This window comes from Streptococcus sanguinis, assembly GCF_050225395.1.
In the GTDB taxonomy this organism is placed as follows: domain Bacteria; phylum Bacillota; class Bacilli; order Lactobacillales; family Streptococcaceae; genus Streptococcus.
The window spans coordinates 2138044-2164001 of the sequence record NZ_CP071431.1 but is presented as its reverse complement, the minus strand read 5'-3'; the positions used below and the strand labels follow the sequence as shown (position 1 = coordinate 2164001).

Here is a 25958-nt window from a genome sequence, read left to right as displayed (position 1 = left end):
GATGAATGAGATAAGTGACCTTTATCAAAACTCCTTGCTTGAATTAGGAGTTGATGAGGGTGAAAGAGCCATTTTGGAGCAAGTGGGTCAATCTTTAATTAGTCAAGGAGATGCATTTCGTAGACTTCAGTTGGCAATTGTCAAGAAAGAGTCCTTTTATAGTTACAGTAGCTTGCTTGGCACATCTGTTACGATGAAGTTTGATTGGGAACAGGAGAGAGTAACTCTGGCTTATTTAGGCTCGGAGCTCGTTTTGTCTATGAAAGACTTTAGGATTTGGTTATCTTGTACTGATTTACTGTTGGCTCCAATCCTCCCCTTGGGCAGTTTGGTAGAGTTAGATCGCGAGCTTCTTCCAGAGGGACTAGTATCCGAGATGGAGAAGGCAAAGGTTCCCTTCATGGCTATGATTATGGGGCGGAGATTGCTTTCTGAACCAGACGACCGGGAATATATAGATTATCTAGCTAGCATCTATCCCTATGGTTTGAGGCTAGATGTTGAACCTTTGTTTATTCCAAGTTATTTGATTTCTCAGGTTATCCAAGAAGGTTATAGCGATACTTTGGATAGAACCTATGTAGATCAGCAGTATCGTAGGGATTATTTTCGACATAGGGTTTTTTCCATGACACATAGTATTGAAGGAGAAGATAGATGAAAATAGATATGACAGAGGTTCATAACCAGAAGACAGCATTGTCTAACTCACAAACCTCGATTACAACTCAGCTTGAGACAGCTAAGACCTCTTTTGTAAATTTGGTCAATTCGGAAAGTCTCAAAGGAGATGTCAAGGGAGCAATTGATGCCAAGATTAGTAATCATCAGGTTCCCTTATTGATGAATTTTTCTAATGCTTTAGCCGTTCTTTCTGCTCAATACGATAAGACCATCGAACAATTTAAATCAACAGTTTCAGAGACAGCAGCAGATGCGATTATTGATACGGATTATCTGCAGGGGCTTTTAGATGGCTTTTCGAGTATAGAGACCAATATTAGTACGGTGAATCAAGCAACGGCAAATATTTATAGTTCCATCTCTGATATTCTCAGTCTGACGAATCCAGATGCCAGCGCAATTACCACTCCTTTGTCAGAAGGAAAGACCATTTTGACTGATACTAAAACCAATATGGCTAGCTTCAATGGTTGGAAGCGGGGAGATGAGTATAGTAAGCTTTTACAAGTTCAGGCGACTGCTCTGAAAGGTCTAGAAGGAGCAGGTAAGAGTTCCTTTACTTCAAAAGAAGCAAAGGCGTTTTATGGAAACAATGATTTTCTAAGTGGCGTACTTGGAATGGTAGAAGGAGTGAATAATTCAACTCCGGTGGAATTGTTAAATCTTGTTTCGAAATCGGTGTCAATGACAGTTGAGGGTTACCTTTTTGTGAAAAAAGCAGCGGCTGATGAGAATTTTAATCGTTTCAACAATGGTATGGATTTAATTGAAGGATACTATGATTTGTTTGTTACCGGTGCACGAAGTCATCTATCTCCAAATAGTATGGAGAAGTCAGGTTTTAATGCTTTATCTAAGTTTTGGCAGAAATATAGTAAAGACGGGAAGACGCTTCGAGATGTTCTCTATAATTCTAGATTAGGTTCTAAGTTTAAGTCGACATTAACCTCTATTAATAATTCCAAAGTGTGGAAGTTTGCAAGTAAGTTTAAAGATACGGTTAATGTAATTGATGGTCCACTTAAGAATGGAATAAAAGTATTTGGAAAAGGCTTAAACATTGCCGGTTGGACGATGATGGCAGCAGAAGCTACCTATCATGGAGTTAGTGCCTATAACGACAAAGATAGTCGCGCTTATAAGAGCGTTGGTAAGTCTGTGATTCATGCTGGGGTAGAGACCATGAAGAATGCAGGACCATTGGAAGCGACAGCAATTGGAGCCAAATTCGGACCTCATGTGGCTGCAGCAGGTTTTTTACTAGGAACTGCAAATGCAATTTTTGGTGTAATTAATCCTAGCGGAAAAGATAAATTTTATGAAGGTATTGAAAACGCTGCTTTTGATGCCTATGATGGGGCAGCCAAGGCAGTAGGAGATGTTGGGAAGGCTGTCTCGAGCGGTTGGAAGACCATGACATCTTGGTTTGGAGGTTAGGTGATGAAAAGAATCAGTATTTTCGGTGCAGACTTTGAACGAAGTAAGAAAATCGTAACGAATGGAAAGTTTGCCTTAACAGCCGGTATGCCAAATCCTATTCATATGGGGATCATCAATCGCCTCTTTACAGTTATTATTGCTGGATTTTTCTTTTTTGGGATTCTAACTTATGGTGTTTTAATGGGGATGCCTGAGTTGATAGGTGCAGATAGTGATATTCATTATATTTCGGTTGAGGCAGGAATGTTAATTCATAACATAAGTTCCTTTTTAAAGCCCTTCAATCTTAGTATTTATTTACTATTTCTTGTGGGGATGATTCCTGTTTTTTGGCCCAAGAAACGCTTGAGCAGCCAGTTATGGACCTACTTTCCTTTCTATACAGCTGGGTTAACTTGTGCTTTTATATCGATACTTTACTTTGCCAGTGCGGTAGCTTACGATGCTTATACATTGGTGGGATTCTGGTTTCAGTTCGTCTTAGGAATCGTTCTCTTTTTCTGGATTATTATGAATAGTATCCAGAATCTGAAAAGGAGACTGAACGATGAAGAAGAAAAGTCAATTCTTAAGAAAGTTATGACGATTACAGTCGGAACGATGGTAGTTCTCTTTCCGGTATCACTGGTCTATCATCTAATGAATCAACTACCGGTCCATTGGTATTTTTATATTTTGGGATTATTTTTGGTGGTTTGGTTTGTCATTGGCGGTTATTATTCGGCTTTTCTTATGAATGTACACATTTTTCAAGCCTACTATATCCACAAGTACCCGGAAGAGTATAAATCCTACTTAAAGATTTCAGACCGAGAATGGTATAGCAAACGATATTATAAAAAGCTGGTCAAAAGCGGCAAGCTAGAAGAAGAAACAACACAAGAGAATGGAGAAGAAAATGAGTAAAAAATTATTACCTTTAGGAAGTATTGTTTATTTGGAGGGCGGCACGGTTAAACTGATGGTTGTTGGACGTGGAGCCGTTCTGGAACAAGGTGGCGCCAACGTTTATTCCGATTATGTAGGAGTTATTTATCCAAAAGGAATTAACCCAGAGGACGCTGCTTTTTTCAACCATGAAAGTATTGAGAAGGTTGTATTCAAAGGCTTTGAGGATGAAGAAGAAGTTCGGTATATGGAAGTCTATGAAGATTGGGAAAAAAGCTTGGATATAGAGAAGATGAAAGTTGAAGACTGAATTTTATTTCGCTCTTTCATGATTTGATAATATGGGAAGAATCGCTATACTAGAGCGATTTTTCATTTATCAGCTTCTGGATTCATAGTTTAATTCAGAATGGATGACTTTGTTTTTTTCTGCTTTATTACAGATAGAAGGCAGATTGACAGAGGTTCATAACCAGAAGACAGCATTGTCTGCCTCGCAGACCTCGATTACTACTCAGCTTGAGACAGCTAAGACCTCTTTTGTAAGTTTGGTAAATTCGGAAAGCCTCAAAGGAGATGTCAAGGGAGCAATTGATGCCAAGATTAGCAATCATCAGGTTCCCTTATTGACGAATTTTTCTAATGCTTTAGCCGTTCTTTCTGCTCAATACGATAAGACTATCGAACAGTTTAAATCAACAGTCTCAGAGACAGCGGCAGATGCGATTATTGATACGGATTATTTACAAGGGCTTTTAGATGGCTTTTCGAGTATAGAGACCAATATTAGTACGGTGAATCAAGCAACTGCAAATATTTATAGTTCCATCTCTGATATTCTCAGTTTGACTAATCCAGATGCCAGCGCAATTACCACTCCTTTGTCAGAAGGAAAGACCATTTTGACTGATACTAAAACCAATATGGCCAGCTTCAATGGTTGGAAGCGGGGAGATGAGTATAGCAAGCTGTTACAAGTTCAGGCGACTGCTCTGAAGGGACTGGAAGGAGCAGGTAAGAGTTCCTTTACTTCAAAAGAAGCACAGGCATTTTATAAAGACACTGCCTTTATGGATGGAGTCGAGGAAGTTACCAATTCTGTCTCAAATTCGACACCAATAAAGTTGTTGGCTTACATAGCTAAAAATATCGATCCTATTCTTAAATACTTAGAAGAAGAAAAGCAATCTATTATAGAAGCTTTAGGGACAGAAGGCCTTAAAGCAGCTTCAACTAAGGCTGGAGCAATGGTAAATTCCTTAATTAGAAAATCGGTAGGCCGTAAATTACTTCAATACGGTGTTAGAGGAGCTAATTTTGTTATGATTAATTCTGGCACTCGTACTGGGACTCAGGCTCTTGCACGAGCAGCTAAATCTCTTGCAAGAGGGGAAAAGATTGCTGGTTGGGCTACCAAATTTGGTAAATTCATCGGAGGCCATGTAGATGATGTTCGAGTCGTAAGAAATGCTGGAAAAATTAATTGGACCTTTGTTAAAGATGACGTTATCAGAAATATGAAATCATCTGTTTCTCAAAAGGGGTTCGGAGCAGTAAAGCAAGTAGGTGCTATCGGTACAGTATTAGCATTGAAAGATGGTTGGGATACATTCCAAAAGAATAGGGGGAAATATGGTGATGTTCATGCAGCCGCTGACGGAGTTGCCCATGCAGCAGGTACCTTTAGTGGAGCAGTAGTCGGAGCTCAAGTTGGAGCAGTGATTGGCTCTGCTATTCCAATCCCTGTAGTAGGAACAGTAATAGGAACAGTAGCGGGAACGATTATCGGAGATGCAGTAGGAAAAGGTATCAACCATGTATGGGATAAGTTTTCACATGGAGAGTGGAAGCTACCCAAGCTGTGGTGACGGAAGTCGGATAAGCATTAGAAAGAAGAAATATATGTTTTTTAGAAGACGGCGTATGTATTTGAATCAATATTATGACAAAGCCATTTATTATGATCGTAAGACCCACGAAGTATTAGAAGCGCCAAAAAGCAAATTATTAGACACAGAGAAATCAAGTAAAATGAACAGGCATATTCCTTTATTAGTTGTTTTCTTTATGTTTAGCGGCGGCGGACTTACTTCTTTCTTTAGTATATTTGTACAAGGAACATATAGCATGACAACTTTTTGGAGTGTTATTCTTGTCTGGATAGCAGAGTTTGCTTTTATCACTATCCTTGTAGAACGGGCTCTGTACAGAAATGTCAATATTGCTCAAGTGACTACTCAAAAGGTCTGCCTTTTTACTATTTGTAATTCAGAGGATTTAAAAGAAAAGAACTTGAGCGAAAAAGAGAAGCGCAATAATACTTTTTTATTTAATGCTTTGTTGTTTACTATTCCTGCAGTGGGTTTCTACTATATCTATGATTTTATTTTCCACTTCAACAGTTTTTTAGGGCAACAGATTGGAGGAGAGATTTTTAAGATAATGTTTGCAGGGCTTTTACTTGGAGTTGCTTTTGTTATATATAATCAGAATAATATTCCTAGTATTTTAGACATAACGGAGAAATTTGAATCTGGAAAACTGAGTGTAGTATGTAGAGATGACGACAATCCTGAACTATATTTAGAAGTGAGTGTCGGACCAGATAGAGCTATTGTGGCAAAAGAATTACATAAATAACATTAATGGACTTTTGATGTTTTAAGATGTAGAGATTAATTTTTTTAATGTCAAGAGATGCAATAGTGATTTTTTGACTTCTAAGAATATTGTTGAACTTTATTGCGTTAAGCAATGCAGAAAAATTGGAAAAACAAGGAGAGTAAAATGACAGATAAAATTTTACCTTTGGGTTCAGTTGTAACCCTCAAAAATGGTGATGGTAGTGAAGTGATGATTGTTTCACGAGCTAGTGTAATCGAAGTGGAAGATGGTCAAGGAGGGACTAAGAGTGTCTATTTTGACTACGGTTCAGTAGTTATTCCGAACGGGATGCAGACACCAGACAATTTGTTCTTTTTCAATAGAGAAAATGTCAAAGAAGTTTTATTTGAGGGATATAGAAACGAAGATGAGAAGGCTTTTGAAGAGCATTACGATACTTGGATGAAGTCAGCAGAAGTTCCAAAAGGTTCTATTTAAATAATGATATAAGAAGAATCGCTATATTATAGCGATTTTTTTTGAGATCACTTCGTTTGTGATATAATCGCAGTCGAAATGTCCTTTCTGATGAAAAGATTATGGGAAAGATATTTAGAGATGTTTTGAGTAGCGCAAGTTAGAAAAAAATATCGTTAAATAAAGGTAATAGATAATACTCTGAGCAATAATATTTGAATATTAATCGGTGATAAATCAGAAGTACCTTAGGGAAGTAAGAACTACTGCAATTAAATCGGGACGGTATATTTAGATTTAGAATTATATATCATAGTATCTAAAATAATTTAGGTGTTATTTTTTGTCACAACAGCATAATCTGCTTGTGAATAACTGTTTGAAAGTTTGAATATTAATACAATTCGTGATAAAATAAGACTAATCTTTGAATGAGACTAGTCAATATAAAATTTATTACAGCTTTTTATGATAGGTAAATGTTGTTTAAGAATATTTATAACGTACTTATGGATGCTAAATATTTTTTTAGTCTTTTAAGCTAGAAAGCAGAGATGAAATGTTGAAAAAATCAAGTCGAGTTTTAGTGATATTTTTATTGTTATTGTTTACTGGAAGTACTGTTTATGCTAAGGACGGCGAATTAGATTTAAAAACAGATTCGATAACACAAAAAAAGCAGCGTTCCCAAGGTAATGAAATTGAGCATATTTATGCGCCCAACTTATTTATGGATAGAATAGAGCAAGAAGCGACGAAATCTAAAACTGATGCTCAGGAAATGCTTAAGACTGCAAACCAAGCTAATTTCAGTAAGAAAGAAGTTCGGAGTGGTGATGGACTCGACCTCCAAGTTTATCGACATGCTCTTTTTCAGAACTATCAGGTTTCTGACAGTATTATTGTAGACACAGAGGAATCAGGGGCCACAATGATATGGTCAATTCTTGGTGCAGTATTATTTATTGTAGCAATGATTTTAATTGGAATTTATTTAGGAAGGATTTTTCATGGGGGAAAAATATTTAAACGCAACAATTAGATATGAAGATAAGGAAATAGATATTCGCTTTTCTAAATTATTATCTTTACAGGGAGTAAAGATGTTAATGTGTTCAAACAATCTAGATAAAACATTATCTATTCATCAAAATAATTGGCATTTAGAGGTTCGAGGAAAGCTTCTAAGAATAGAACAGCATAGAGCTTTAAAGGAATATCCATTAGGGGATGGAGATGTATTGGAGGTAATTATAAATGAGTGATAAAATTGAAATTAAATACAGTAAGGAAAAGGTCAAGGTTATTCTGCCAGCCAGCCATTTTTCTCGTCAAAAGTTATCTACAATTGAAAATTATGTGGATGCTGCCGTGACATTAGAAGATAATGGTTTTTTATCACTAATTTATGATAAGCCAAAATATTCTTATAGTCTTAAAGATCTTATTGCGGAAGAGATGACAGAAGTAAAGCGTTTGGAGTTGGCTCAGAAAATGGAGTCTTTGACATTCTCTGAGCATAATTTTAAGGTTTCTTATATCCATCCGAAAAATATATTTCTACAAGGAAGTGTTGTTAAGATTCTACATTTTGGTTTAGAAGGAATTATGAGTCCTATACCTTATACTTCAGAAACATTTCTAATGAGCTACAAGGCTTTGGTTGTCTCTATTCTGCGACCAAAACTTGATTTTGAATTACTAATAGATGGTATAGCTGCAATAAGAGATTCATTGGTACAGGATATAGCTGCATGTAAGACATATGAAGAAGTAATAAAATATGTTAATGAAGCTTACGACAAAGCTTATCAGGAAGAAAAGAAAAAAAAGATAGTGGTTTCAAAACGGAGTTGGCGTATTTTTTCTATTGGAATGGGAATTTTTAGCGTTACAACTGTTGCTTTAGGAGCTTTTGCAGCATATTTTTATTTTTGGTCTATCCCTGTTCAGCGTGCGACAGTGGATGCACAGAGCCATTTTATTTCTAAGCATTATGACGATGTTGCCGACGATTTACAAAAATTTCAAGTAAATCGCTTAGGTAAAGAAGCAAAATATGTTTTAGCGTCTTCTTATGTTCATTTAGATAACTTATCAGAGGAGCAGAAATCAAGCGTTTTAAACACAATCACTCCATCCAGCGAGGAAAATCTTTTAGATTATTGGATTTATCTTGGAAGGGGAGACTATAAAAAATCTCTAGATTTAGCTCAGAATATTGGGGATGATCAGTTGACCCTGCACGCTTATACTAATTTATATGAACAAACCCGTGAAGATAAGAATATGAAGGGTGCTAATAAACAAAAAAAATTAAGTGAATATCGCAAGGAAATAGAGGAGCTTTCTAAAAAACTAGGTGTAAAAGTAGGTGAAGAAAAAGATGAGTAGGGAAGACAAAAAATTTTTTCACAATACAGAAAAAGAACTGATTTCTAATAAAATTTCTGAGCAAATCAAAGTGGTTATATTTGGCAATCGACTTTCTTTACTCACTTTTATGGAAGGCGACAGTGCTGAAGTGCAAGGACTTTTTTTCAACGTGACTGATAGTAAGGTGTTCTCTAATGGAAAAGAATTAACCAGAGGAAAAAATACTATTGAAAATAAGACTGTTTTTGTCCTTGAAGAAGAGAGTGACATTTCTGTTAGTTACATTTCTCCTCCAAATCAAGATTTTATTATTTCAAAAGAGAAAGAAGCAGATCTCCTCATTCACTCGAAAGCCTATGTTTTGTTTTCCAATGGTAAAGTTTATCTCTATCCCAATGGCAGTGTCTTCTATTTGAACGAGCAATTGATTTCTTCTGATATTATTTCTGAATTTAAAAAAGGAGATAGTATTTTTGTAGAGAACTATTTTATAGAGTTTTTAGAAAATCAATGGCAAATTTCATCGTTCTTTGAGAAAGCAAATTTCAATAGTCAAAGTGTCCTGTTGGAAGAGAAAAAGTCAATTTATCAATCTAATTTCCCAGTTTATCGTCGTAGTCCTCGAGTACTCCCCACGATATACGATAAACGTCAGAGAATAGAAAAACCTAAAAATCCCCCAACAAAACCTAAAAATGCTATTTGGCGAGCAATTGTTCCGCCTCTAGGTATGGTTGCTCTTTCTGGCTTGGTAGTTGTTCTAATGGGACGAAATGCCATTATGATGTTGAGTATGGGGGGAATGAGTGTTCTTACAGCTGCATTTTCAATTACGAGTTATTTTACTGATAAAAAAGAGTATAAACAAAAGAAGATAACAAGGGTAGAAGATTACGAGGCGTATTTATTAAAACAATTATCCACTCTACATAAGCATTATGCAGAGGAAAAGAATATTCTATTTTATCAGCAACCAAATATCAATACGTTAATTGATATGATTATGCGTTATGATGAACGTCTCTATGAACGCTTACCTTTTAATGAGGATTTTATGACTGTCTCGCTTGGCTTGGGAGATATTGATAGTCAGCTTCAAATTGATTATCAAACGGACTTTTTAACCAAAGACAAGCTGACAATTTTTTCTCAAGATTTGTTAAAGACTTATGAGAAACAAAAAGGTGTTCCTGTTACGACAACACTTGCTCAGAATATTGTTGGGCTGGTTGCTCAACATGACATAGGTCAGTTGTTTATCCAGCAACTTTTATTGCAAGTTGCAGCTTTTCATTCTTATCACGATGTAATATTTGTTAATTTGACTTCGCAGGAAGATTATGATCAAATTTGGAAGAAATGGCGGTTTTTACCTCATTTTCTGTTACCAATGATTAATGTTCGTGGTTTTGTACATGATGATCGTACGAAAGATGCTGTACTTACAAGTCTTTATCAAGTATTACAGTCTCGCATTCAAGACAAGGAACAGAAGGAAAGAACCTTTTTACCTCAGATTGTGATAGTCATTTCAGATGATCGCTTGTTGTCTGGTCATGCTATCAACGAAAGCCTTTCACGAGCAGATTTGGCTTCTTTTGGAGTAACTGTTATTTGGGTAAAAGAAAGTCGTCGTCAATTACCTGAAACGGTAACCACGCTTATTGATTTAAAGAATGGAGATACAGCTACTTTAATCAATAATAGAGGAATATATGTAAACCAAGTTTTTACTCCGTATCCGTTGATAGATGATTATGAAGGTGCTGTTCGTAGTTTAAGTAATCTAGTTCATGAGGAAACTCAAAAAAATGCACTTCCTGATGCAATTACATTCTTAGAATTGTATAATGTGGAACAGGTTGATGACTTAAATATTTCTAGCCGATGGGCTCGAGGAGATACATCGAAGAGCCTTGCTGTTCCACTTGGGGTTCGAGGAAAAGATGATATTGTCTACTTGAACTTACATGAGCGTGCTCATGGTCCCCACGGTCTTGTTGCCGGGACAACAGGATCGGGTAAGTCGGAGATATTACAATCTTACATTTTATCGCTAGCATTAAACTTTAGTCCAGAAGATATTGGTTTTCTCCCAATAGACTTTAAAGGTGGAGGGATGGCAAATTTATTTAAAGATTTGCCACATTTGATGGGCGTTATCACAAACTTAGATGGAGCAGGAATCCAGCGCGCGTTAGCTTCCATTAGAGCAGAGTTGCAAAAGCGTCAACGCCTATTTGGTAGATTTGGGGTCAATCATATTAATGGATATACAAAATTATACAAGGAAGGTCGCTCTGGAATAGAGGGAGATTTCCCTACTGAGCCGCTTCCACATCTATTTTTGATCTCGGATGAGTTTGCTGAGTTGAAGCAAAATGAACCTGAGTTTATGACAGAACTTGTAACAACAGCGCGTATTGGACGTTCCCTAGGGATTCATTTGATTCTAGCTACTCAAAAGCCTTCAGGAGTTGTTAATGATCAAATTTGGTCTAATTCTCGATTTAAGTTGGCACTCAAAGTGGCGGAAAAAGCGGATTCAAATGAGATTATAAAAACACCAGATGCTGCAAGTATTACTCAGCCAGGTCGTGCCTATTTACAAGTTGGGAATAATGAAATATATGAACTTTTTCAATCAGCATGGAGTGGAGCACGATATGCGCCAACAGTGAAAGCACGTAGTGAAGAAGTTGACAGTCGGCTTTGGATAATCAATGAACTGGGGCAGTATGAACTCGCTACTACAGATTTGTCTTACTTGGAAGAGACGGTCAGCACAGATGCTAATACTGATGAGACTGAACTAGATGCTGTTGTGGAGTATATTGCTCAACACGCAAAGAATGTAGACCTTTGTATACCAGCTAAGCCATGGTTACCTCCGCTTGATGAAGATATTACGTCACCGGTTTTAACTACGAAATGGACAGAGAAGAAACTTCACAAAGCTCCTTTTGCTCTAATGGATATTCCTTCAGAGCAGGATCAGCGGATGCTAGAGTTTGATTTAGAAGAGTTTAGTCACAGTATCATTTATGCTTCCCCAGGGTTTGGGAAATCTCAAGCACTTCAGACGCTAGTTATGAATTTTGCTCGGCTTAATAGACCAGATCAAATGCAATTTAACTTATTTGATTTCGGAACGAATGGACTGTTTCCTCTGAAAGGTTTGCCGCATGTGGCAGATATTGCTACTCTAGATGATGCCGAAAAGCTATTGAAGCTCCTTAAGAGTTTACAAAAAGAAATACAAAAACGCCGTGATTTATTGGCGGAATATGGAGTTACTTCTATTGAACAGTATGAGCAGAAGACAGGTCAGTATTTACCATTCATTTTAAATATTGTTGACTCTTATGATACTGTACGTGATCATCCACTCGAAAGTTCTGTTGAATCCGCTTTTCATCAGGTGTTACGTGAGGGCGCAAGCTTAGGTATCTATTTGATAGCAACAGTTCTTCGGAACACTACTATGAAGTTAAGTATGCGAAGTAATTTTGCTACACAGTTTGTTTTGTATTTAGTCGACAAGGATTCTAAAAAAGATCTTATTGGTTTTGATGCTCTAGCTGATCAAGTAATTCCTGGTCGTGGTCAGATTAGATTTGAAGAACCTATTCGTTTTCAAGTATACCTTGCAACAGAAGGAAGTTCCAATCTTGAAAGACTACAGAGTTTAGAAAACGCTATTGAGGTAATGGATAAGTTATGGGATGGCCCTAGACCAGAAGCCGTTCCAATGCTGGCTAATGAAATTACTTTTGAGCAATTTGAAAATGATGTAGTTGTCCAAGAGGAACGGCAAAAATACAATATTCCAATTGGTTATGATAAGGAAACAACGTTGGTTCGCTCTATCGAACCAATGAACTATGAATTTATTCTTCTCATGGATGATACTCCTTCTCAAACATATAGTATTGAGCGTACGATATTATCTGCTTTTTCAGAGTTTTCTGGGAAAGTTGATCGCGTAGTGGTTGATACTGATGGACGTTTTGTTGGTATGAATGAATATTTTGATACTAGAATTGAGGAGGCGAATATTAGCCAATTCCTTGGTGAACTATTAGGAATTATTCAGTCTGGTAAACGTAGAGAGCAACCAATGTTTGTTTATCTTCCAGATATAAACTTAGCTGGTGATAAGATTGTACTGATGGATAAAGATGTAAATACTTTGTTCACAAAATCTTCGTCGGTCAACATTCATTTGATTTTCCATGGTTATCAAAGTGGCATAGTTAGCAAATTCACACCGTTCTTCAAACGGCTTCGCCAAAATGTTCCAATGGGAACGTTTGGTACCATCTTTAACGAACAGAAAGTTGTGCCTGGTCGTACTCAATACAATGAACCGTTGGTTGAACTTAATGAAACACAGTTCTTCGTTGGTAGAAGTGTTCATCGTTTGAGAATTCCGCAAGAAAAATAGGTACATAAAGCTTCCATAATAATTTCTGAATATGCTATAATAGAAGAAATCCTACTATTTGTAATAATTATAATGATTGTAGGATGTATATTATCATAAATAAATTATAAATATTTTGATGATAATGTTAAAATCAATTTAGGAGAAAAATCCATAATGGGTATAAAAAAAGGAAAAAATCACTTGCTTAGGAAAGGCTTGGCTATTTTATGTATAGTAATTACTGCAGGACTTCTTATCTATATGGGACAGTCAGATAGCCTTTCTTTTGTTCTAGGGACTAAAGAGAAGACACATCTTCGTATTGGGATTGTAAATCAAGACGAAGGCGAACAGTTAAATAGCGCTCAATATAATTTTGGAGATGATTTTACAAAATTACTAGCAAAAGATGAGAGAAAAAAAGCAAGTTGGAAAGTCATGTCTAGGGATCAGGCGGAGAGTCAGTACAAAGACAATTCCCTCGAAGCGATTATTTACATTCCTAAAGATTTTTCACACAATATATTGCAGCTATCTAGTTTTAATCCTGAAAAGGCCAAAATTACATATAAAGTAAAAGATTCTGTAAAAAAAGAACAGTCGCTTGAGATGGCCCAGCAGGTTGGAGATTATGTTAATAGTTTGAATCAGAAAACAATTCGTCTGTACTTTACAAGTGTCATTAATAACCTTGATGATGCTAAACTTCAGATGAATACAATTGTTGGTGACGAGTCTGATATCTATGATTCTTTATTTACTTCAATTGTTCAACCTGCTGATAGGAGTATCAAATCAATAGATTCGATCCCTTCAATTGCAGAGAGTGTTCAGTCCTCTAATAGATCATTTGAGCAAGCGACATCAACTTTCAAAACTTCAACTGCTGATTTATTAAAAAGAAATGCCGAATCTTTAATGGGCCAAACAGATCCAATTTTAAAGTATAAGCAAGTTCAATCACAAGTTGCTAATCATAATGCTCAGGTGGCGGGAAACTCTGTTAAGAATCAGTATGATAAAGATAACAAATTATATCTTGACCTTTATAAAAATTCAATAAGTTATTTACATCTTTTTGGGAATACAGAATCACCTACTGAGCCAAATGAACCAGATTCTTATTTGCTTCGTTTAGCTAAGCACATAGAAAGTTATAATGATAAAATAAATCATTCTCAAGAGCAGATTGAGCAATCTCAAAAGGAACTGGAGTCCATTAGAAACTCTCTTGAGGGTTCTCGTGACCAAATTTCCCAGAATTATTTTAATGGGGTGCAGGTTGATACAAGTTCTTTGGGAGATGATAAAGATGCGATTTTAAAAGCTGTTAGTGATGGTGTGGATAAAGATAATGTGAGGCAGGCGCTGGCCAAACAGGTTGTTAATACTTTATCAGATTCAGATGAGTTGCCTGGAGATTATACTAATTATGTAAATAGTACAATTGCTTCTATTAGTGTTAATTCTGGAGATTACGCGACCTTATTTAATAAACTAAAAGAGTTTGGGGCTTTAACAGATGACCAAATTGCTTCTTATTATGCAAAATTAAACTTGTTGGCTAGCTATGCTAGTGTTAAAGGTGCTACTACTGGCTCAATGCCAGGCTATACTTTTATAACTGTAGCTAATGATTCTTTGCCGTCAACAGATGCAAAAACAGTTACAATGGAGCATGTTTACCCTGAGATGACTTCTGAAGGAAATGGGGGTAATAAATATACTGCAACTACTATCCGTGTGACGAATATACAGGTTCAAGGGGCTCAGGGAGCTACGGTAGTTCCAAGTGTTGATAGTATTTCTGAACCTACTAGCCTTCAACTGCAAATTCAGCTTTCTCCTAATTATGGTCTCAATACGGTTGCATTTGATCTTGAGATTGGTAGTGAGAGAATACCTTTACAATACAGTTTCTTTTATGATAACAATAAGGGAAATGATGCATTAATTAAGACAGATTTGTCTAATATTTTTGAACAACTATCTAGAATTGATACCGCGGCAGCTACGATTAAGAACCTATATGGAAGCCCATCTTCGTCCTACGATATTGATATTGCTAATCCAGCAAGTAACTCAGTTGCAAAGATGTATGGGAACATTTCGCCATCGTCTGTAGCGGATAAGCTACAACCAGAAGATGTGGACCAATATCGACAGTCAGGGATTGAACTATATGTTAAGTTAAGTGCAGAGATAAATCGACTTCAGAAAAATACCGCTTCTCTTCCACAACTGACAAAAGAAGAATTACCGAATGATTATTTTGCTGCAATTGTTGGAGAACTATCTGATTGGCATCAACAAGCCGTTGACGATTTAAATAAACAGTATGAAGAGTGGAAGAAAAATAGTCCAGAACTTCTGGAAGTTTCTCCAACAAGTTCTAGTGACAGTTTATCTAATAATAGACTTTATACAACTGATGATAGTAGTAATAGTTTGCTAGATATTGTTACAAAGCTTGCATCTAGTACTCGAAATACATCTGATACAATCGCCTCTAATGGAAATGCAATCGGATCTATGGATACGCAATTTAACACTTTAGCAGAGCAAGCTAAAAGGGTCCAAGGAGAAGTGAAGGAAGTTCACCAACAAACAGAGTCGCTTATTAAGAATCAGGCCAAAAATATTGAAGATAGTACTGAGTTTAATAAGAACTTTCAAGGAGTATTATCGAATGCTCGTTCAAACGGAACAGATAACCAAGCTGTTTTGAATTTCTTATCCAATCCTGTTGTAACTGAAAAAACAAGCCAATCTGGTGTTTTATCAAATACTCCAATATGGGTTTACTTACTCGTAATCTTACTTTTAACCAACATTGCTACGGGTCTGACAATTAGAGAGTACGCTCATAGAAAGAAAGAGAAGATGGTTGAAAAAGAAGAAGAGGAACAATTTGAATAGGTAGAATCTTAGCAATAGAAATGCTACTGGAAGGTGTAGAAAGTAATGATGAAACTTGTGTATATCATCTATACTTAGCTTCGTTTATTCAAGTAGTTCTTGAATTATTGGATAAGGCTGTGATAGAAATGTCACAGCCTTATTTTAAATAGATAAGTAAAAGTATAGAAATCTAATCTTAAGATTAAAGTGACAACATAAAAAACGGGAATTGAGGCTCAAATAGCTGACTTTAATGATTTCTCAAAAAATTTATTAAAATTGTTTGAGAAATCTGCTGCTTGGAATATTAAGTAGGTGGACTAAATAAATATTTCGTATAGATTTTGTACAGAAGGCTGTTTCCCTTTCAAATTTTGAGATCAATTTCCCTTTTTGCCTCAAGTGTCTATTTCAAGATTTTAGAGCGGAGTAGTTTTGTATCTCTATGTTTCTTTGCTTGGGTTTTGGTCAACAATTAGTATAACATATAGATGTTTTTTAAGTTTTAGGAGGCTAACTTCAGTTTAGAGCTTACTACCTATTATTGATTCCACTTTTTTGTACTAAAACAAACACAGAACCGTCTTCTAGGTTTTCATATCGGGTTAAAAGTGATAAAATAGTAGGCAGGAATTGGAGAGACGAGATGCCAAAAGAAGTGAATTTGACGGGCGATCAGGTATTGGCCCTTACGAGAAAATATCTGGCTGCGGAGGATGTGGCCTTTATACAGAAAGCTTTGATTTATGCGATTGACTGTCACAGCGGGCAGTTTCGCAGGTCAGGTGAGCCTTATATTGTGCATCCTATTCAGGTGGCAGGAATTTTGGCCACGCTCAAGCTAGATGCGGTAACGGTTGCCTGCGGCTTCCTGCATGATGTGGTTGAGGATACCCGTGCGACGTTGGATGATTTGGAAAGAGAGTTTGGGACGGATGTGCGCGTGATTGTGGATGGGGTTACCAAGCTGGGCAAGGTCAAGTACAAATCCCACGAGGAGCAGTTGGCGGAAAACCATCGCAAGATGCTGATGGCCATGTCGGAGGATATTCGGGTTATTTTGGTCAAATTGGCAGACCGTCTCCACAATATGCGGACGCTGAAGCATCTGCGCAAGGATAAGCAGGAGCGGATTTCCCGAGAAACAATGGAAATCTACGCACCCTTGGCTCATCGCCTGGGAATTTCCAGTGTCAAGTGGGAGCTGGAAGATTTGTCCTTCCGTTATCTCAATGAAGTGGAATTTTACAAAATTTCCCACATGATGAAGGAGAAGCGTCGGGAGCGTGAAGAACTGGTAGAAGAGGTGGTTCAGAAGATTGAGACCTATGCTGGCGAGCGCAATCTGCATGGTAAGATTTATGGCCGGCCCAAGCATATCTACTCGATCTATCGCAAGATGCAGGACAAGAAGAAGCGTTTTGATGAGATTTATGATCTGATTGCCATTCGCTGCATCTTGGATACTCAAAGTGATGTTTATGCCATGCTGGGCTACATTCATGAGCTTTGGCGGCCGATGCCGGGGCGGTTCAAGGATTATATTGCCAACCGCAAGGCCAATGGTTACCAGTCTATTCATACGACCGTTTATGGCCCCAAAGGTCCGATTGAGTTTCAGATTCGGACCAAGGAAATGCATGAGGTCGCTGAGTATGGGGTTGCGGCTCATTGGGCTTACAAGAAAGGTGTCAAGGGACAGGTAGACAGCAGAGAATCAGCCATCGGGATGAACTGGATTAAAGAGCTGATGGAGCTGCAGGACCAGTCTAACGATGCCAAGGATTTCGTTGACTCGGTCAAGGAGAGCTATCTAGCTGAGGAAATTTACGTATTCACACCGGATGGAGCAGTGCGCTCTCTGCCTAAGGACTCGGGTCCCATTGACTTTGCCTATGAGATCCACACTAAGGTCGGTGAGAAAGCCACAGGAGCCAAGGTCAATGGCCGCATGGTTCCTCTGACAACCAAGCTTAGGACAGGGGATCAGGTGGAAATCATCACCAATGCTAACTCCTTCGGACCGAGCCGCGACTGGCTCAATATTGTCAAGACCAGCAAGGCCAGAAATAAAATCCGTCAGTTCTTTAAAAATCAAGACAAGGAGCTGTCTATCTCCAAAGGGCGGGAGCTCTTGCAGGCTCAATTTCAGGAGCATGGCTATGTAGCTAATAAGTACATGGATAAGAAGCACATGGAAGAAGTGCTGCAGAAGACAAGTTATAAGACTGAAGAGGCGCTTTTTGCGGCGATTGGCTTCGGTGAGATTGGTGCCATTAGTATTTTCAATCGTTTGACAGAAAAAGAGCGCCGTGAGGAAGAGCGAGCCAAGGCCAGAGCAGAAGCGGAGGAATTGGTCAAGGGCGGTGAGGTCAAGGTCGAAAACAAAAAAGACACCCTCAAGGTTAAGCACGAAGGCGGTGTGGTTATTCAGGGGGCGTCTGGTCTCCTCATCCGGATTGCCAAATGCTGTAACCCTGTACCGGGTGATGATATTGTTGGCTATATTACCAAAGGACGTGGTGTAGCCATTCACCGGCAGGACTGCATGAATCTCAAGGCCCAGGAAAATTACGAGCAGCGGCTGATTGATGTGGAATGGGAAGACAATAACACGACCAAAGAGTACACGGCTCACATTGATATATACGGTCTCAACCGGTCTGGTCTCCTCAACGATGTGTTGCAGGTTCTGTCTAATACCACCAAAAATATTTCAACGGTAAATGCTCAGCCGACCAAGGATATGAAATTTGCTAATATCCACGTTTCTTTTGGTATTGCTAATCTGTCTATGCTGACGACGGTGGTGGATAAGATCAAGAGCGTGCCGGAGGTCTACTCGGTCAAGCGGACCAATGGTTGATCCATTTCGGAAATCATTATCTAGCTGTAAGTTACCCTTGGTGACTTGCTTAAATCAAAGGAAAAGATATGAAAATAGTGATTCAGCGCGTGAAACGTGCTCAGGTCAGCATTGACCAACAGCTGCGCAGCAGTATTGGACAAGGTCTCCTGCTCCTAGTAGGCGTAGGGCCTGACGATAGTCAGGAGGATATGGATTATGCAGTCAGGAAGATTGTCAATATGCGGATTTTTTCCGATGCTGAGGGCAAGATGAACCTATCTATCAAGGACATTGCTGGAGAGATTTTGTCAATTTCCCAGTTCACCCTGCATGCAGATACCAAAAAGGGTAATCGGCCAGCCTTTGTCAAGGCTGCTCCGCCAGAGATGGCTAGCAATTTTTATGATACCTTCAATCTTTCCTTGCAGCAGGAGGTGCCAACTCGGACGGGGATTTTTGGGGCAGACATGCAGGTAGAGCTAATCAATGATGGCCCAGTGACCATTATTCTGGATACGAAGAATCGCTGAGAAGAAGTATGAAAAGGAGTTTGAACACTAGTGTTCAAACTCCTAATTTTTTTGCTTCTGTAGCAATGAATGTATAATTTCCTACAACATTTCTAAAAACCATCAATCATTTCTTGAGGAATGACTTGTTTGATGGTCGTCACTAGCTGATTGATAAGCTTTATCGCTTCAGCGGGCTCAGTATAGAGTTTTTGAAAATAGGTCTGTATATTTTCTTCGAAATGCTGAGGCAATAGCGAGCAGTTGGTTTTTGCAAACTCCAGCATTCTCTTTTCTCCAGGGTGCGTCTGTTCGTTTAGGGCGAAGAGCAAGTCAAAATAGGAAGCAAAAAATTCACTGCTACGGTGATTGATACTGAGCAGGTCCTGACGCTTGAGCGCTTTTTCTATTTGTTTGGAGAAAGCTGGCATGGCTTGATCAAGTAAGAGGAGCTGCTTCTTAATAATATTCTTTTTCAGCTCAGCTGGATAAGGCAGTCTGTACTTGTTTTGAAGTGCTTCATAGCGACCATTTCGGTCGTAGATGATTTTGCTGTGGAGCAGATTGTGCCACATACAGGTGGTATAGGCATTCTGGGCTTGGTGGTCTAGGACGACAGTCTGTAGGTCTTTATCGAAGCTATCTAGTGTACGGTAAATGAGCTCAATTTCGATCTTGCTCTTTAGCACACAGTCATCCTCTAGTTCCCAAAATTGATTGCCGATTTCCATGTAGGAGCAGTACTTGCTGAGGATATCGCGTCGAGTCAGGGGAGCGATGGAATCTGTCAAGTAGATATAAACATCATAGTCTGAGTCTTTGTCAAAATGCTGTCCAGCACGAGAGCCACCGAGAACAATAGCTTCCACTTGATCTAGCTGGGCAAATTCTTTAAAAAGTTGTTGTGGCATAATTTTTCCTTACTGATTTTTGACATCATTTTAGCAAAATGTAAGCGGGTTGGCAAGAAGGGAAAAACAGCTTTTGGCATGGCACTAAGCCTGCAAAATTGAGACCCCGAGGGATAGGAAATGGATAAGCAGGAGTTGGAAGTATTTGACTAAAAAGAAAATTATCTAGGATAGATAGGCTGAAACTTTTACTTTGTGTTATAAAGTTTTAGGTTTTTTCCTTCCTTGAACTCATCGCCTTATTTTTATCTGCAACTTTTATTAGATTTTTGAGATAGATCTTTAAAGAGTTTTTGGCATCATTTAGTCCAAAAATGAGAAGCATAGTAAGCAAGTTGAAGTGGCGATAATCCTTGATTTGTTTATGTTTATGATTTCTTTTATTCTTTAGAAATATTTTAGAATTACTTTATAAATTCTTGAAGTTTGTCTTGTATAATCATATTAAAGAAAAGAAAGGAGTCTCTTATCATGGAAAATCTAGTTCAACAGATGCTGAATGCTCTGATTCAAATTGCTTTGTTTGCTTTTCTTCCTTTTGTTTGGTGGTTGATAAGTGCTAGAAGAAAAAGTCCATTTTTAGAATGGCTTGGCTTAAAACCACTAAAAGATGCTGGCAGCCGAAAGATCTGGCTGTGGATTTTGTTGGGTTCGCTATCTTTCTTGCTTCTTTCGTTTTTGCTAGTATATCCTGCTGTAAAAAATCTGGATACAGCGACTTCGAATTTCTCAGGCCTAGGCTTCCAAGCCTTGCCAGCTGTTCTGATTTATGGTATTTTTCAAACTTCTCTGTCGGAAGAACTGCTATTCAGAGGTTTTCTTTTAAAGAGATTGGCTAGTCGCTTATCCTTTGTGGTAGCCAACACCATACAAGCTGCTCTTTTTGGTCTGCTCCATGGCTTAATGTCTATAACAGTGCTCTCTTGGCAGCAAACCCTGCTCATCATTTTGTGTACGGGTGGCATCGCGGCTTATATGGGCTTTGTCAATGAAAAGAAATCTGATGGCTCCATTTTAGCTAGCTGGATTATACATGCTTTAGTAAATGTGATTACGGGTAGTTTATCGGCATTTATGCTGATTTGATGACAGGTGAGCAAAGGTTTAGGTGTAAGTCAAACGAAGCTGCTTCTACTGATTTGTAGGGTTGTCCAGTTTCATTTGCTCAAAAACATAAAGGAAGAAGTCTTTCAAAACTTCGAAATGTCCGTATCTTATCTGAGAAGCATATTGGCGCCACTGAGGATGCTGTCGGACTTGGTCAATGGGGCAGTCTTTGACCGGCTGGTAGTAGCTGACATCTCGCCGAAATGGAACAAAGCCTTCAAACATCTCTACTTGGTAGGCAGTGTCATCTAGAATCTTGCCAACTGCTGTAAAGGCCTGCAGCTTTTCCTGACCATTCAGCTGATATTTGGGGCTGTAGTACAGAAGATAGTCCCCCTTTTTCATTCGGTTCAATGGTGCTTTCTTTCCATGGCAGACTTGACAAAATCCACCCTCTACACCTCTTAGTACATGTTCTTTTGATACGACACCAATCCAAAATCTAGTCATTTTCTGCCTCCAGTTTTATTAAGAGTTGGTTTAATATTTCTGTTTTATTTCCTAATTTTCCAAAGAATGCCTGATCAATGCCTTCTACTAGAGGAAGGGCTTGGTTGACCTTTTGAAGCCCCGTATCCGTTAGAAGTATGATGTTGGCGCGGCTGTCTTTGGGATGGGCTTCCCGCATTATCAATTCTTTCTTGACCAAGAGGCGGATGATTTGGGATACGGTCATAACATCCATGTCAGAAAATTGGGCAATATGGGTCTGACTCACCCATTCTTGCTGACGCAGGAGTGCAGCAAGAGTGGTCAGAACGACAAACTGAGGATGGGTCAAATCAATCGTTCTCAGTTTGTTTTTTATCAGCCCATGCCACTTGTGGTAGGCACGGATAAAGAGCAGACCGGTTGATTTTTTGTATTCATCCTTGTAGATGGAGTTAAATTGCGATTTTTCCATTAGCTTCCCCTCTAGATTTTTATAAGTACACTTATTATATTCTGACATCTTATTTTTGTCAATAAAAACCCAGTTTAGACTAAAAAGTCCGAACTGGGTTCTGTTTATAGTTTTTCCACATAAATCTGCTGGGCAATCATAGGATTGATTTGGATTTCTTGGGTTTCTGTCTTGAGGAGATAAGCCTGAGCGAAAGAATCGTATTGGATGAAGGTGATGGTTTGGCCGATTTGCAGGTTATATTTTTCCAAGTATTTGAGCAAGTCAAAGTCGTCGTGTACGCGTTTGATGATATAGTCACCAGGGGCAGAAGCCTCTTCCAGAGTCAGTTGGTTTTCTTCGTCCAGAAGCTCTCCCTTGGATGGGATGGTGCCTCCGTGAGGACAGGTCTTGGGGTACTGGAGCATGGCATCCAGACGCTCAACGAAACGCTCAGAAACAGTGTGCTCTAGGACTTCGGCTTCCTCATGGATTTCATCAGTCGAGTAGCCGAGATGATTGACCAGAAAGACTTCAATCAGCCGGTGCTTGCGATAGAGGTCAGAAACTAGCCTTAGCCCCAAATCAGTCAGCAGGTAGCCAGCTTTTTTATCCTTGACCAGAAGTTCTTCCGCCAGCATTTTTTTCATCATTTCCGTCACAGCCGGAGGTGAAACCTGCATGAGCTGGGCGATTTCTTTATTGGTGATTTTTTTGTGGCGGCTGCCAATCTCATAGATACACTTGAGATAGTCTTCTTTATTTGGGGTCATCTTGCATCCTCGCTGAACTCTCTATCATTAGTATAACAAAAATCGCTGCAAGAATACAGTGTCTAAGCCTTTCTTTGATGTTTAGATTTTCTTCATTGTGATGGTCGCTGGGGCGGCAGGAAGTATGGTCCTTACAGCATGGATGCGACAGGATGCGTGCCGACAACGCTAGCCATGGTTATTTCTGGAATTACTGGGACAGAAGTGCTTCCGACAACTGTTGCGGATTACCTATATAACCATACTAATGAATTTAATAAAGATGGATTTGGCACCAGCAGCCGTGGTATTGTCCGAGCTGCCCAGCACTGGGATCTGACGACTGAGACTCTGTTTACAGCTTCTGCAGTCAAAGAAGTGCTTTCGCAGGGGCATCATGTCCTAGGTGCCGTTGGTACCAGCATCTTTGCCCATTATCCAGTCACTCATGAGCTGGTTCTTAAAGGCTATGACAATGGAAAAACCTATGTCCGTGACCCTTATAATGCAGCTAATAATGGCTGGTATCTAGTAGATTATCTCTTTGGAGTCAAGAGCGTAGATCCGACGGATAATACAGAAGGATCCCCCTTTATTGCCATCAAAGGATAAGAAATTCGTGAATAAGAAGACCGCTCGTTGCTTGACGGGCGGTTTTCTGCATTCTATGACTAATATGTTTGTAATCTGTTAAGACTTCATCCTTGGCAAGGTCAGTAAGCGTAAAATTCATTATACAATTATAGCTAGACACACGGTTTTTTGGAAGCGATGGGGACGGGATTCTATTTTTGGACATATTTATGATAAGTGTTCTCAAAAAAACATGTAAATAGTTTGACAAACAAAGCTTTTCTCATTATACTATTAACATATCAGGAGGAAACCCATGAAAAAAATCCAAAAACATGTCATTCTAGGTGCAGCAGTTCTTGCTAGTGCTGGCTTTGCTCAAACTGTGGCTGCAGATACAACTCCAGTGGATGCAAATGCACCTGCAGACCAAGATAAGTCTCTATCTGCAAGTTCAGAAGCTCTTAAACAGCAAACTGAGCAGGTTAATCAAGCGAAAGCGGCTGTTGACCAATCCAAAGAACAGGTTGCGACTGCTGAGACTAAGGTTGAAACAGCTAAGAAAGATAATGCTGATACAAGTGCAGAAAAAATTGCAGAGGCTCAGGCAGCTGTGACAGAAGCTGAGAAAAAAGTTGCCCCAGCAGAAAACACAGCCAAACAAGCCCAAGCAGCTCTTGATACAGCTAAAAAAGCAGAAGACACGCAGGCAGCTGTAGCTCAGGATGCTCAAGCTCAAGCAGCTAAGGCACAAAACGAGACTCAAGCTGCTCAGGATGCTGTGAATGCAGCCCAAAAAGCTGTGGATAGCAAACTGGTAAGTGAAGAGGTCACGAAGGCAAAGGCTGAGCTTGACAAGGCTAAAAATAACTTAGCTTCTTACGAAGATCAGTTGAAGACAGCTGAAGCGGAAGATGCCAAACGTCAAGCAGTGATTGATAAAGCCCAGGCTGATATCAAAGCAGCACAAGCAGAAATCAAGGAAAAAGAAGCGAAACTTTCGTCTCAAGATCAGGTTCACAATACTTTTACCCTATCGCAAGCTTATATAAATGCAATTAAAAGTAACAATATCAACGGTACAGCTAAATTAACATCTGAGGCACAAGAAACACTTGCTAAAGAAGCAGCTACCCTAAAATCTAGCAACAATTATATTGGTAGTCAAAAAGATGCGCAACGCATGGTTAACATTAATGCTATTCCAAATGATGTTCTGATGGAATTGAATTATTATGCACAAGATTTGATTAATCAAATCCGTAAGCAAGCAGGAACAGCACCAGTAACATTAACACAAAATAGTATTGACTATGCAGCAGCTCTAAGCCAAGCAGCCCGTGAACAAAAATATAAATACCAATCAAAAGAACCTATAACTTCACAAGTAGATGTTCCAAGAAGTGTGGTTGCTAAATTTGGACTGGATCAGTTTGGTCATAGAGTATCAGGAACTAACGAACTCGGCCCTTATCCTATTCTTGCTAGCCAAGAGAATGTCTCTGTTGACTATTTAAAAAAGGCAATTTACGATGATATCAAATTCCAACTGTTTGATTTAGGAGATAGCAGTGCGTATAGGGAGAGAGGGACTATCTATGCCCAAAAGGTAGTGGGGCATCTTGATAATCAGAAGAAAGGTGCATATGTTGCTGTTAACTTTAGCAACAACGGCATTATTAACCGAATTAACTTCCTTCTTTTCCCAAATAATGACGGTGATATTAAAGACCCTTCCAAAATCACACCAGCCTTGATCAATCCAAATGCCAATAATCAAGAGGCAGACGCTGCTCGTAAAGATTTAGCAGCTTCGCAAGCTAAGCTGGACGCTGCTCAACGTACGTTGACAATGCTTCAAAACAAGCAGGAGACAGCCCCATTACTGCGTGAGGTTGTGAAAACTGCTAAGGACAAGTTGGCTAAGGCGGAACGTACTTACCAAGCTGAACTCGAAAATAGCAAGAATTCGGCTTCTGAAGAAACCAAGGCTAAGCTTGCAGTTTTAGCTAAAGCTCAAGCAAGCTTGAAAGAAAAAGAAGCAGCCCAAGCAAGTGCGCAAAAAACAGCTGAGGAAGCTAATGCCAAGCTTGCCGAATTGAAAGCAGCTACAGCGACCGCTCAAGAAAAGGCAACTGCTGCGGCTACAGCTCTGGAAGAGGCTCAACGTGCTGTTCAAGCTGCTAAAGACTACGTTTCTCGCTTGCAAAATGCCCCTACTCTTCTAAAAGAAGCAGAAGCGGCTCTCAATGATGCTAAAGCAAACTTGGCAAGTAAGGAAGAAACGTATAGAGTCGAAAATGCCAAACTTGAGGCTTTGAAAGCAGCTCTTGCAGCCCTTGAAACAGACGACCCAACCAACCTCGTTTCTAAGAATGAGCGAAAGGTTCTGAAAGTCACTACAACGGGAGTGAAGAACGGAAAGAAACCAGTTCAGACCTATCAGGCTCCAGCAGCTCTTCCAAAAACAGGTTCTGCTGAATCATCTCTAGCGCTAGTAGGTATGGGATTGCTCTCTATGCTGGGACTGGCTTTTGCAAAACGCCGTAAAGCTTAAGTGAAGTCGTTGACAAGGT

The 25958-nt window shown here is 39.0% G+C and carries 21 protein-coding genes; 17 read left to right on the top strand and 4 right to left on the bottom strand.

Features of this window, described 5'->3' with window-relative positions; genetic code table 11:
- Position 1: 1 nt before the first annotated feature.
- The 14 genes from J1C81_RS10475 (at position 2) to dtd (ending at position 19177) form a co-directional block, all read left to right on the top strand.
- Positions 2 to 661 (top strand): DUF4176 domain-containing protein, encoded by a 660-nt coding sequence (locus J1C81_RS10475; protein ID WP_002916164.1) that lies wholly within the window; start codon positions 2 to 4, stop codon positions 659 to 661.
- A complete protein-coding gene (locus tag J1C81_RS10470) occupies positions 658 to 2121 on the top strand; it encodes a T7SS effector LXG polymorphic toxin (protein ID WP_002916163.1) in 1464 nt (487 codons plus the stop codon). Before J1C81_RS10475 ends, J1C81_RS10470 begins: the two co-directional genes overlap by 4 nt.
- 3 nt (positions 2122 to 2124) lie before the next feature.
- A complete protein-coding gene (locus J1C81_RS10465; RefSeq protein WP_032909783.1) occupies positions 2125 to 3030 on the top strand; it encodes a hypothetical protein in 906 nt (301 codons plus the stop codon).
- Complete coding sequence (locus tag J1C81_RS10460) at positions 3023 to 3322, top strand: DUF4176 domain-containing protein (protein WP_032909782.1); 300 nt, start codon at positions 3023 to 3025, stop codon at positions 3320 to 3322. Before J1C81_RS10465 ends, J1C81_RS10460 begins: the two co-directional genes overlap by 8 nt.
- A gap of 103 nt (positions 3323 to 3425) precedes the next feature.
- Positions 3426 to 4880: a T7SS effector LXG polymorphic toxin gene (locus J1C81_RS10455; RefSeq protein ID WP_002916158.1), complete on the top strand. Its 1455-nt coding sequence runs from the start codon at positions 3426 to 3428 to the stop codon at positions 4878 to 4880.
- Between the two features lie 55 nt (positions 4881 to 4935).
- Positions 4936 to 5652, top strand: coding sequence for a hypothetical protein (locus J1C81_RS10450; protein ID WP_002916157.1), 717 nt, complete (start codon positions 4936 to 4938; stop codon positions 5650 to 5652).
- A gap of 147 nt (positions 5653 to 5799) precedes the next feature.
- The gene (locus tag J1C81_RS10445; RefSeq protein ID WP_032909781.1) at positions 5800 to 6114 is read left to right on the top strand and encodes a DUF4176 domain-containing protein; all 315 of its coding nucleotides are present in this window, start codon (positions 5800 to 5802) and stop codon (positions 6112 to 6114) included.
- Positions 6115 to 6652: 538 nt separating this feature from the next.
- A complete protein-coding gene (locus J1C81_RS10440; protein ID WP_002916155.1) occupies positions 6653 to 7135 on the top strand; it encodes a type VII secretion EssA family protein in 483 nt (160 codons plus the stop codon).
- Complete coding sequence (locus J1C81_RS10435) at positions 7104 to 7358, top strand: hypothetical protein (protein WP_002916152.1); 255 nt, start codon at positions 7104 to 7106, stop codon at positions 7356 to 7358. The genes J1C81_RS10440 and J1C81_RS10435 overlap by 32 nt, the downstream gene beginning before the upstream one ends.
- Complete coding sequence (gene essB, locus J1C81_RS10430) at positions 7351 to 8487, top strand: type VII secretion protein EssB (RefSeq protein ID WP_002916150.1); 1137 nt, start codon at positions 7351 to 7353, stop codon at positions 8485 to 8487. Before J1C81_RS10435 ends, essB begins: the two co-directional genes overlap by 8 nt.
- Positions 8480 to 12916, top strand: a complete 4437-nt coding sequence (gene essC, locus J1C81_RS10425) for a type VII secretion protein EssC (protein WP_002916148.1) — start codon at positions 8480 to 8482, stop codon at positions 12914 to 12916. Before essB ends, essC begins: the two co-directional genes overlap by 8 nt.
- Before the next feature lie 156 nt (positions 12917 to 13072).
- Positions 13073 to 15817 (top strand): type VII secretion protein EsaA, encoded by a 2745-nt coding sequence (gene esaA / locus J1C81_RS10420; protein ID WP_002916145.1) that lies wholly within the window; start codon positions 13073 to 13075, stop codon positions 15815 to 15817.
- A gap of 628 nt (positions 15818 to 16445) precedes the next feature.
- A complete protein-coding gene (locus J1C81_RS10415; RefSeq protein ID WP_002910788.1) occupies positions 16446 to 18665 on the top strand; it encodes a RelA/SpoT family protein in 2220 nt (739 codons plus the stop codon).
- Positions 18666 to 18733: 68 nt separating this feature from the next.
- Positions 18734 to 19177, top strand: coding sequence for a D-aminoacyl-tRNA deacylase (gene dtd, locus J1C81_RS10410; RefSeq protein WP_002916141.1), 444 nt, complete (start codon positions 18734 to 18736; stop codon positions 19175 to 19177).
- 92 nt (positions 19178 to 19269) lie between these two features.
- On the opposite strand, the gene J1C81_RS10405 is transcribed toward dtd, so the two are convergent.
- Positions 19270 to 20067, bottom strand: coding sequence for a nucleotidyltransferase domain-containing protein (locus tag J1C81_RS10405; protein WP_002916140.1), 798 nt, complete (start codon positions 20065 to 20067; stop codon positions 19270 to 19272).
- A 471-nt stretch (positions 20068 to 20538) separates the two neighbouring features.
- On the opposite strand from J1C81_RS10405, the gene J1C81_RS10400 reads away from it, so the two are divergent.
- Positions 20539 to 21153 (top strand): CPBP family intramembrane glutamic endopeptidase, encoded by a 615-nt coding sequence (locus tag J1C81_RS10400; protein ID WP_002916138.1) that lies wholly within the window; start codon positions 20539 to 20541, stop codon positions 21151 to 21153.
- A gap of 45 nt (positions 21154 to 21198) precedes the next feature.
- Here J1C81_RS10400 and J1C81_RS10395 read toward each other — a convergent pair whose 3' ends face one another.
- From J1C81_RS10395 to J1C81_RS10385, 3 genes are all read right to left on the bottom strand, one after another.
- The gene (locus tag J1C81_RS10395) at positions 21199 to 21624 is read right to left on the bottom strand and encodes an EVE domain-containing protein (RefSeq protein ID WP_002916136.1); all 426 of its coding nucleotides are present in this window, start codon (positions 21622 to 21624) and stop codon (positions 21199 to 21201) included.
- Positions 21617 to 22078, bottom strand: coding sequence for a MarR family winged helix-turn-helix transcriptional regulator (locus J1C81_RS10390; RefSeq protein ID WP_032909780.1), 462 nt, complete (start codon positions 22076 to 22078; stop codon positions 21617 to 21619). The genes J1C81_RS10395 and J1C81_RS10390 overlap by 8 nt, the downstream gene beginning before the upstream one ends.
- Positions 22079 to 22182: 104 nt before the next feature.
- A complete protein-coding gene (locus J1C81_RS10385; protein WP_002916133.1) occupies positions 22183 to 22830 on the bottom strand; it encodes a metal-dependent transcriptional regulator in 648 nt (215 codons plus the stop codon).
- A gap of 138 nt (positions 22831 to 22968) precedes the next feature.
- Between J1C81_RS10385 and J1C81_RS10380 the strand changes: the two genes are divergently transcribed.
- Entirely contained in the window at positions 22969 to 23421 is a 453-nt protein-coding gene (locus J1C81_RS10380; RefSeq protein WP_002916130.1) for a C39 family peptidase, read from the top strand.
- 277 nt (positions 23422 to 23698) lie between these two features.
- Complete coding sequence (locus J1C81_RS10375) at positions 23699 to 25939, top strand: SEC10/PgrA surface exclusion domain-containing protein (RefSeq protein WP_002916129.1); 2241 nt, start codon at positions 23699 to 23701, stop codon at positions 25937 to 25939.
- The last annotated feature ends 19 nt before the right edge of the window (positions 25940 to 25958 follow it).

Bases quoted from the DNA above. Each gene is read 5' to 3' on its own strand.
- J1C81_RS10475 (WP_002916164.1), top strand. From the start codon at position 2: ATGAATGAGATAAGTGACCTTTATCAAAACTCCTTGCTTGAATTAGGA.
- J1C81_RS10470 (WP_002916163.1), top strand. From the start codon at position 658: ATGAAAATAGATATGACAGAGGTTCATAACCAGAAGACAGCATTGTCT.
- J1C81_RS10465 (WP_032909783.1), top strand. From the start codon at position 2,125: ATGAAAAGAATCAGTATTTTCGGTGCAGACTTTGAACGAAGTAAGAAA.
- J1C81_RS10460 (WP_032909782.1), top strand. From the start codon at position 3,023: ATGAGTAAAAAATTATTACCTTTAGGAAGTATTGTTTATTTGGAGGGC.
- J1C81_RS10455 (WP_002916158.1), top strand. From the start codon at position 3,426: ATGACTTTGTTTTTTTCTGCTTTATTACAGATAGAAGGCAGATTGACA.
- J1C81_RS10450 (WP_002916157.1), top strand. From the start codon at position 4,936: ATGTATTTGAATCAATATTATGACAAAGCCATTTATTATGATCGTAAG.
- J1C81_RS10445 (WP_032909781.1), top strand. From the start codon at position 5,800: ATGACAGATAAAATTTTACCTTTGGGTTCAGTTGTAACCCTCAAAAAT.
- J1C81_RS10440 (WP_002916155.1), top strand. From the start codon at position 6,653: ATGTTGAAAAAATCAAGTCGAGTTTTAGTGATATTTTTATTGTTATTG.
- J1C81_RS10435 (WP_002916152.1), top strand. From the start codon at position 7,104: ATGGGGGAAAAATATTTAAACGCAACAATTAGATATGAAGATAAGGAA.
- essB (WP_002916150.1), top strand. From the start codon at position 7,351: ATGAGTGATAAAATTGAAATTAAATACAGTAAGGAAAAGGTCAAGGTT.
- essC (WP_002916148.1), top strand. From the start codon at position 8,480: ATGAGTAGGGAAGACAAAAAATTTTTTCACAATACAGAAAAAGAACTG.
- esaA (WP_002916145.1), top strand. From the start codon at position 13,073: ATGGGTATAAAAAAAGGAAAAAATCACTTGCTTAGGAAAGGCTTGGCT.
- J1C81_RS10415 (WP_002910788.1), top strand. From the start codon at position 16,446: ATGCCAAAAGAAGTGAATTTGACGGGCGATCAGGTATTGGCCCTTACG.
- dtd (WP_002916141.1), top strand. From the start codon at position 18,734: ATGAAAATAGTGATTCAGCGCGTGAAACGTGCTCAGGTCAGCATTGAC.
- J1C81_RS10405 (WP_002916140.1), bottom strand. From the start codon at position 20,067: ATGCCACAACAACTTTTTAAAGAATTTGCCCAGCTAGATCAAGTGGAA.
- J1C81_RS10400 (WP_002916138.1), top strand. From the start codon at position 20,539: ATGGAAAATCTAGTTCAACAGATGCTGAATGCTCTGATTCAAATTGCT.
- J1C81_RS10395 (WP_002916136.1), bottom strand. From the start codon at position 21,624: ATGACTAGATTTTGGATTGGTGTCGTATCAAAAGAACATGTACTAAGA.
- J1C81_RS10390 (WP_032909780.1), bottom strand. From the start codon at position 22,078: ATGGAAAAATCGCAATTTAACTCCATCTACAAGGATGAATACAAAAAA.
- J1C81_RS10385 (WP_002916133.1), bottom strand. From the start codon at position 22,830: ATGACCCCAAATAAAGAAGACTATCTCAAGTGTATCTATGAGATTGGC.
- J1C81_RS10380 (WP_002916130.1), top strand. From the start codon at position 22,969: ATGGATGCGACAGGATGCGTGCCGACAACGCTAGCCATGGTTATTTCT.
- J1C81_RS10375 (WP_002916129.1), top strand. From the start codon at position 23,699: ATGAAAAAAATCCAAAAACATGTCATTCTAGGTGCAGCAGTTCTTGCT.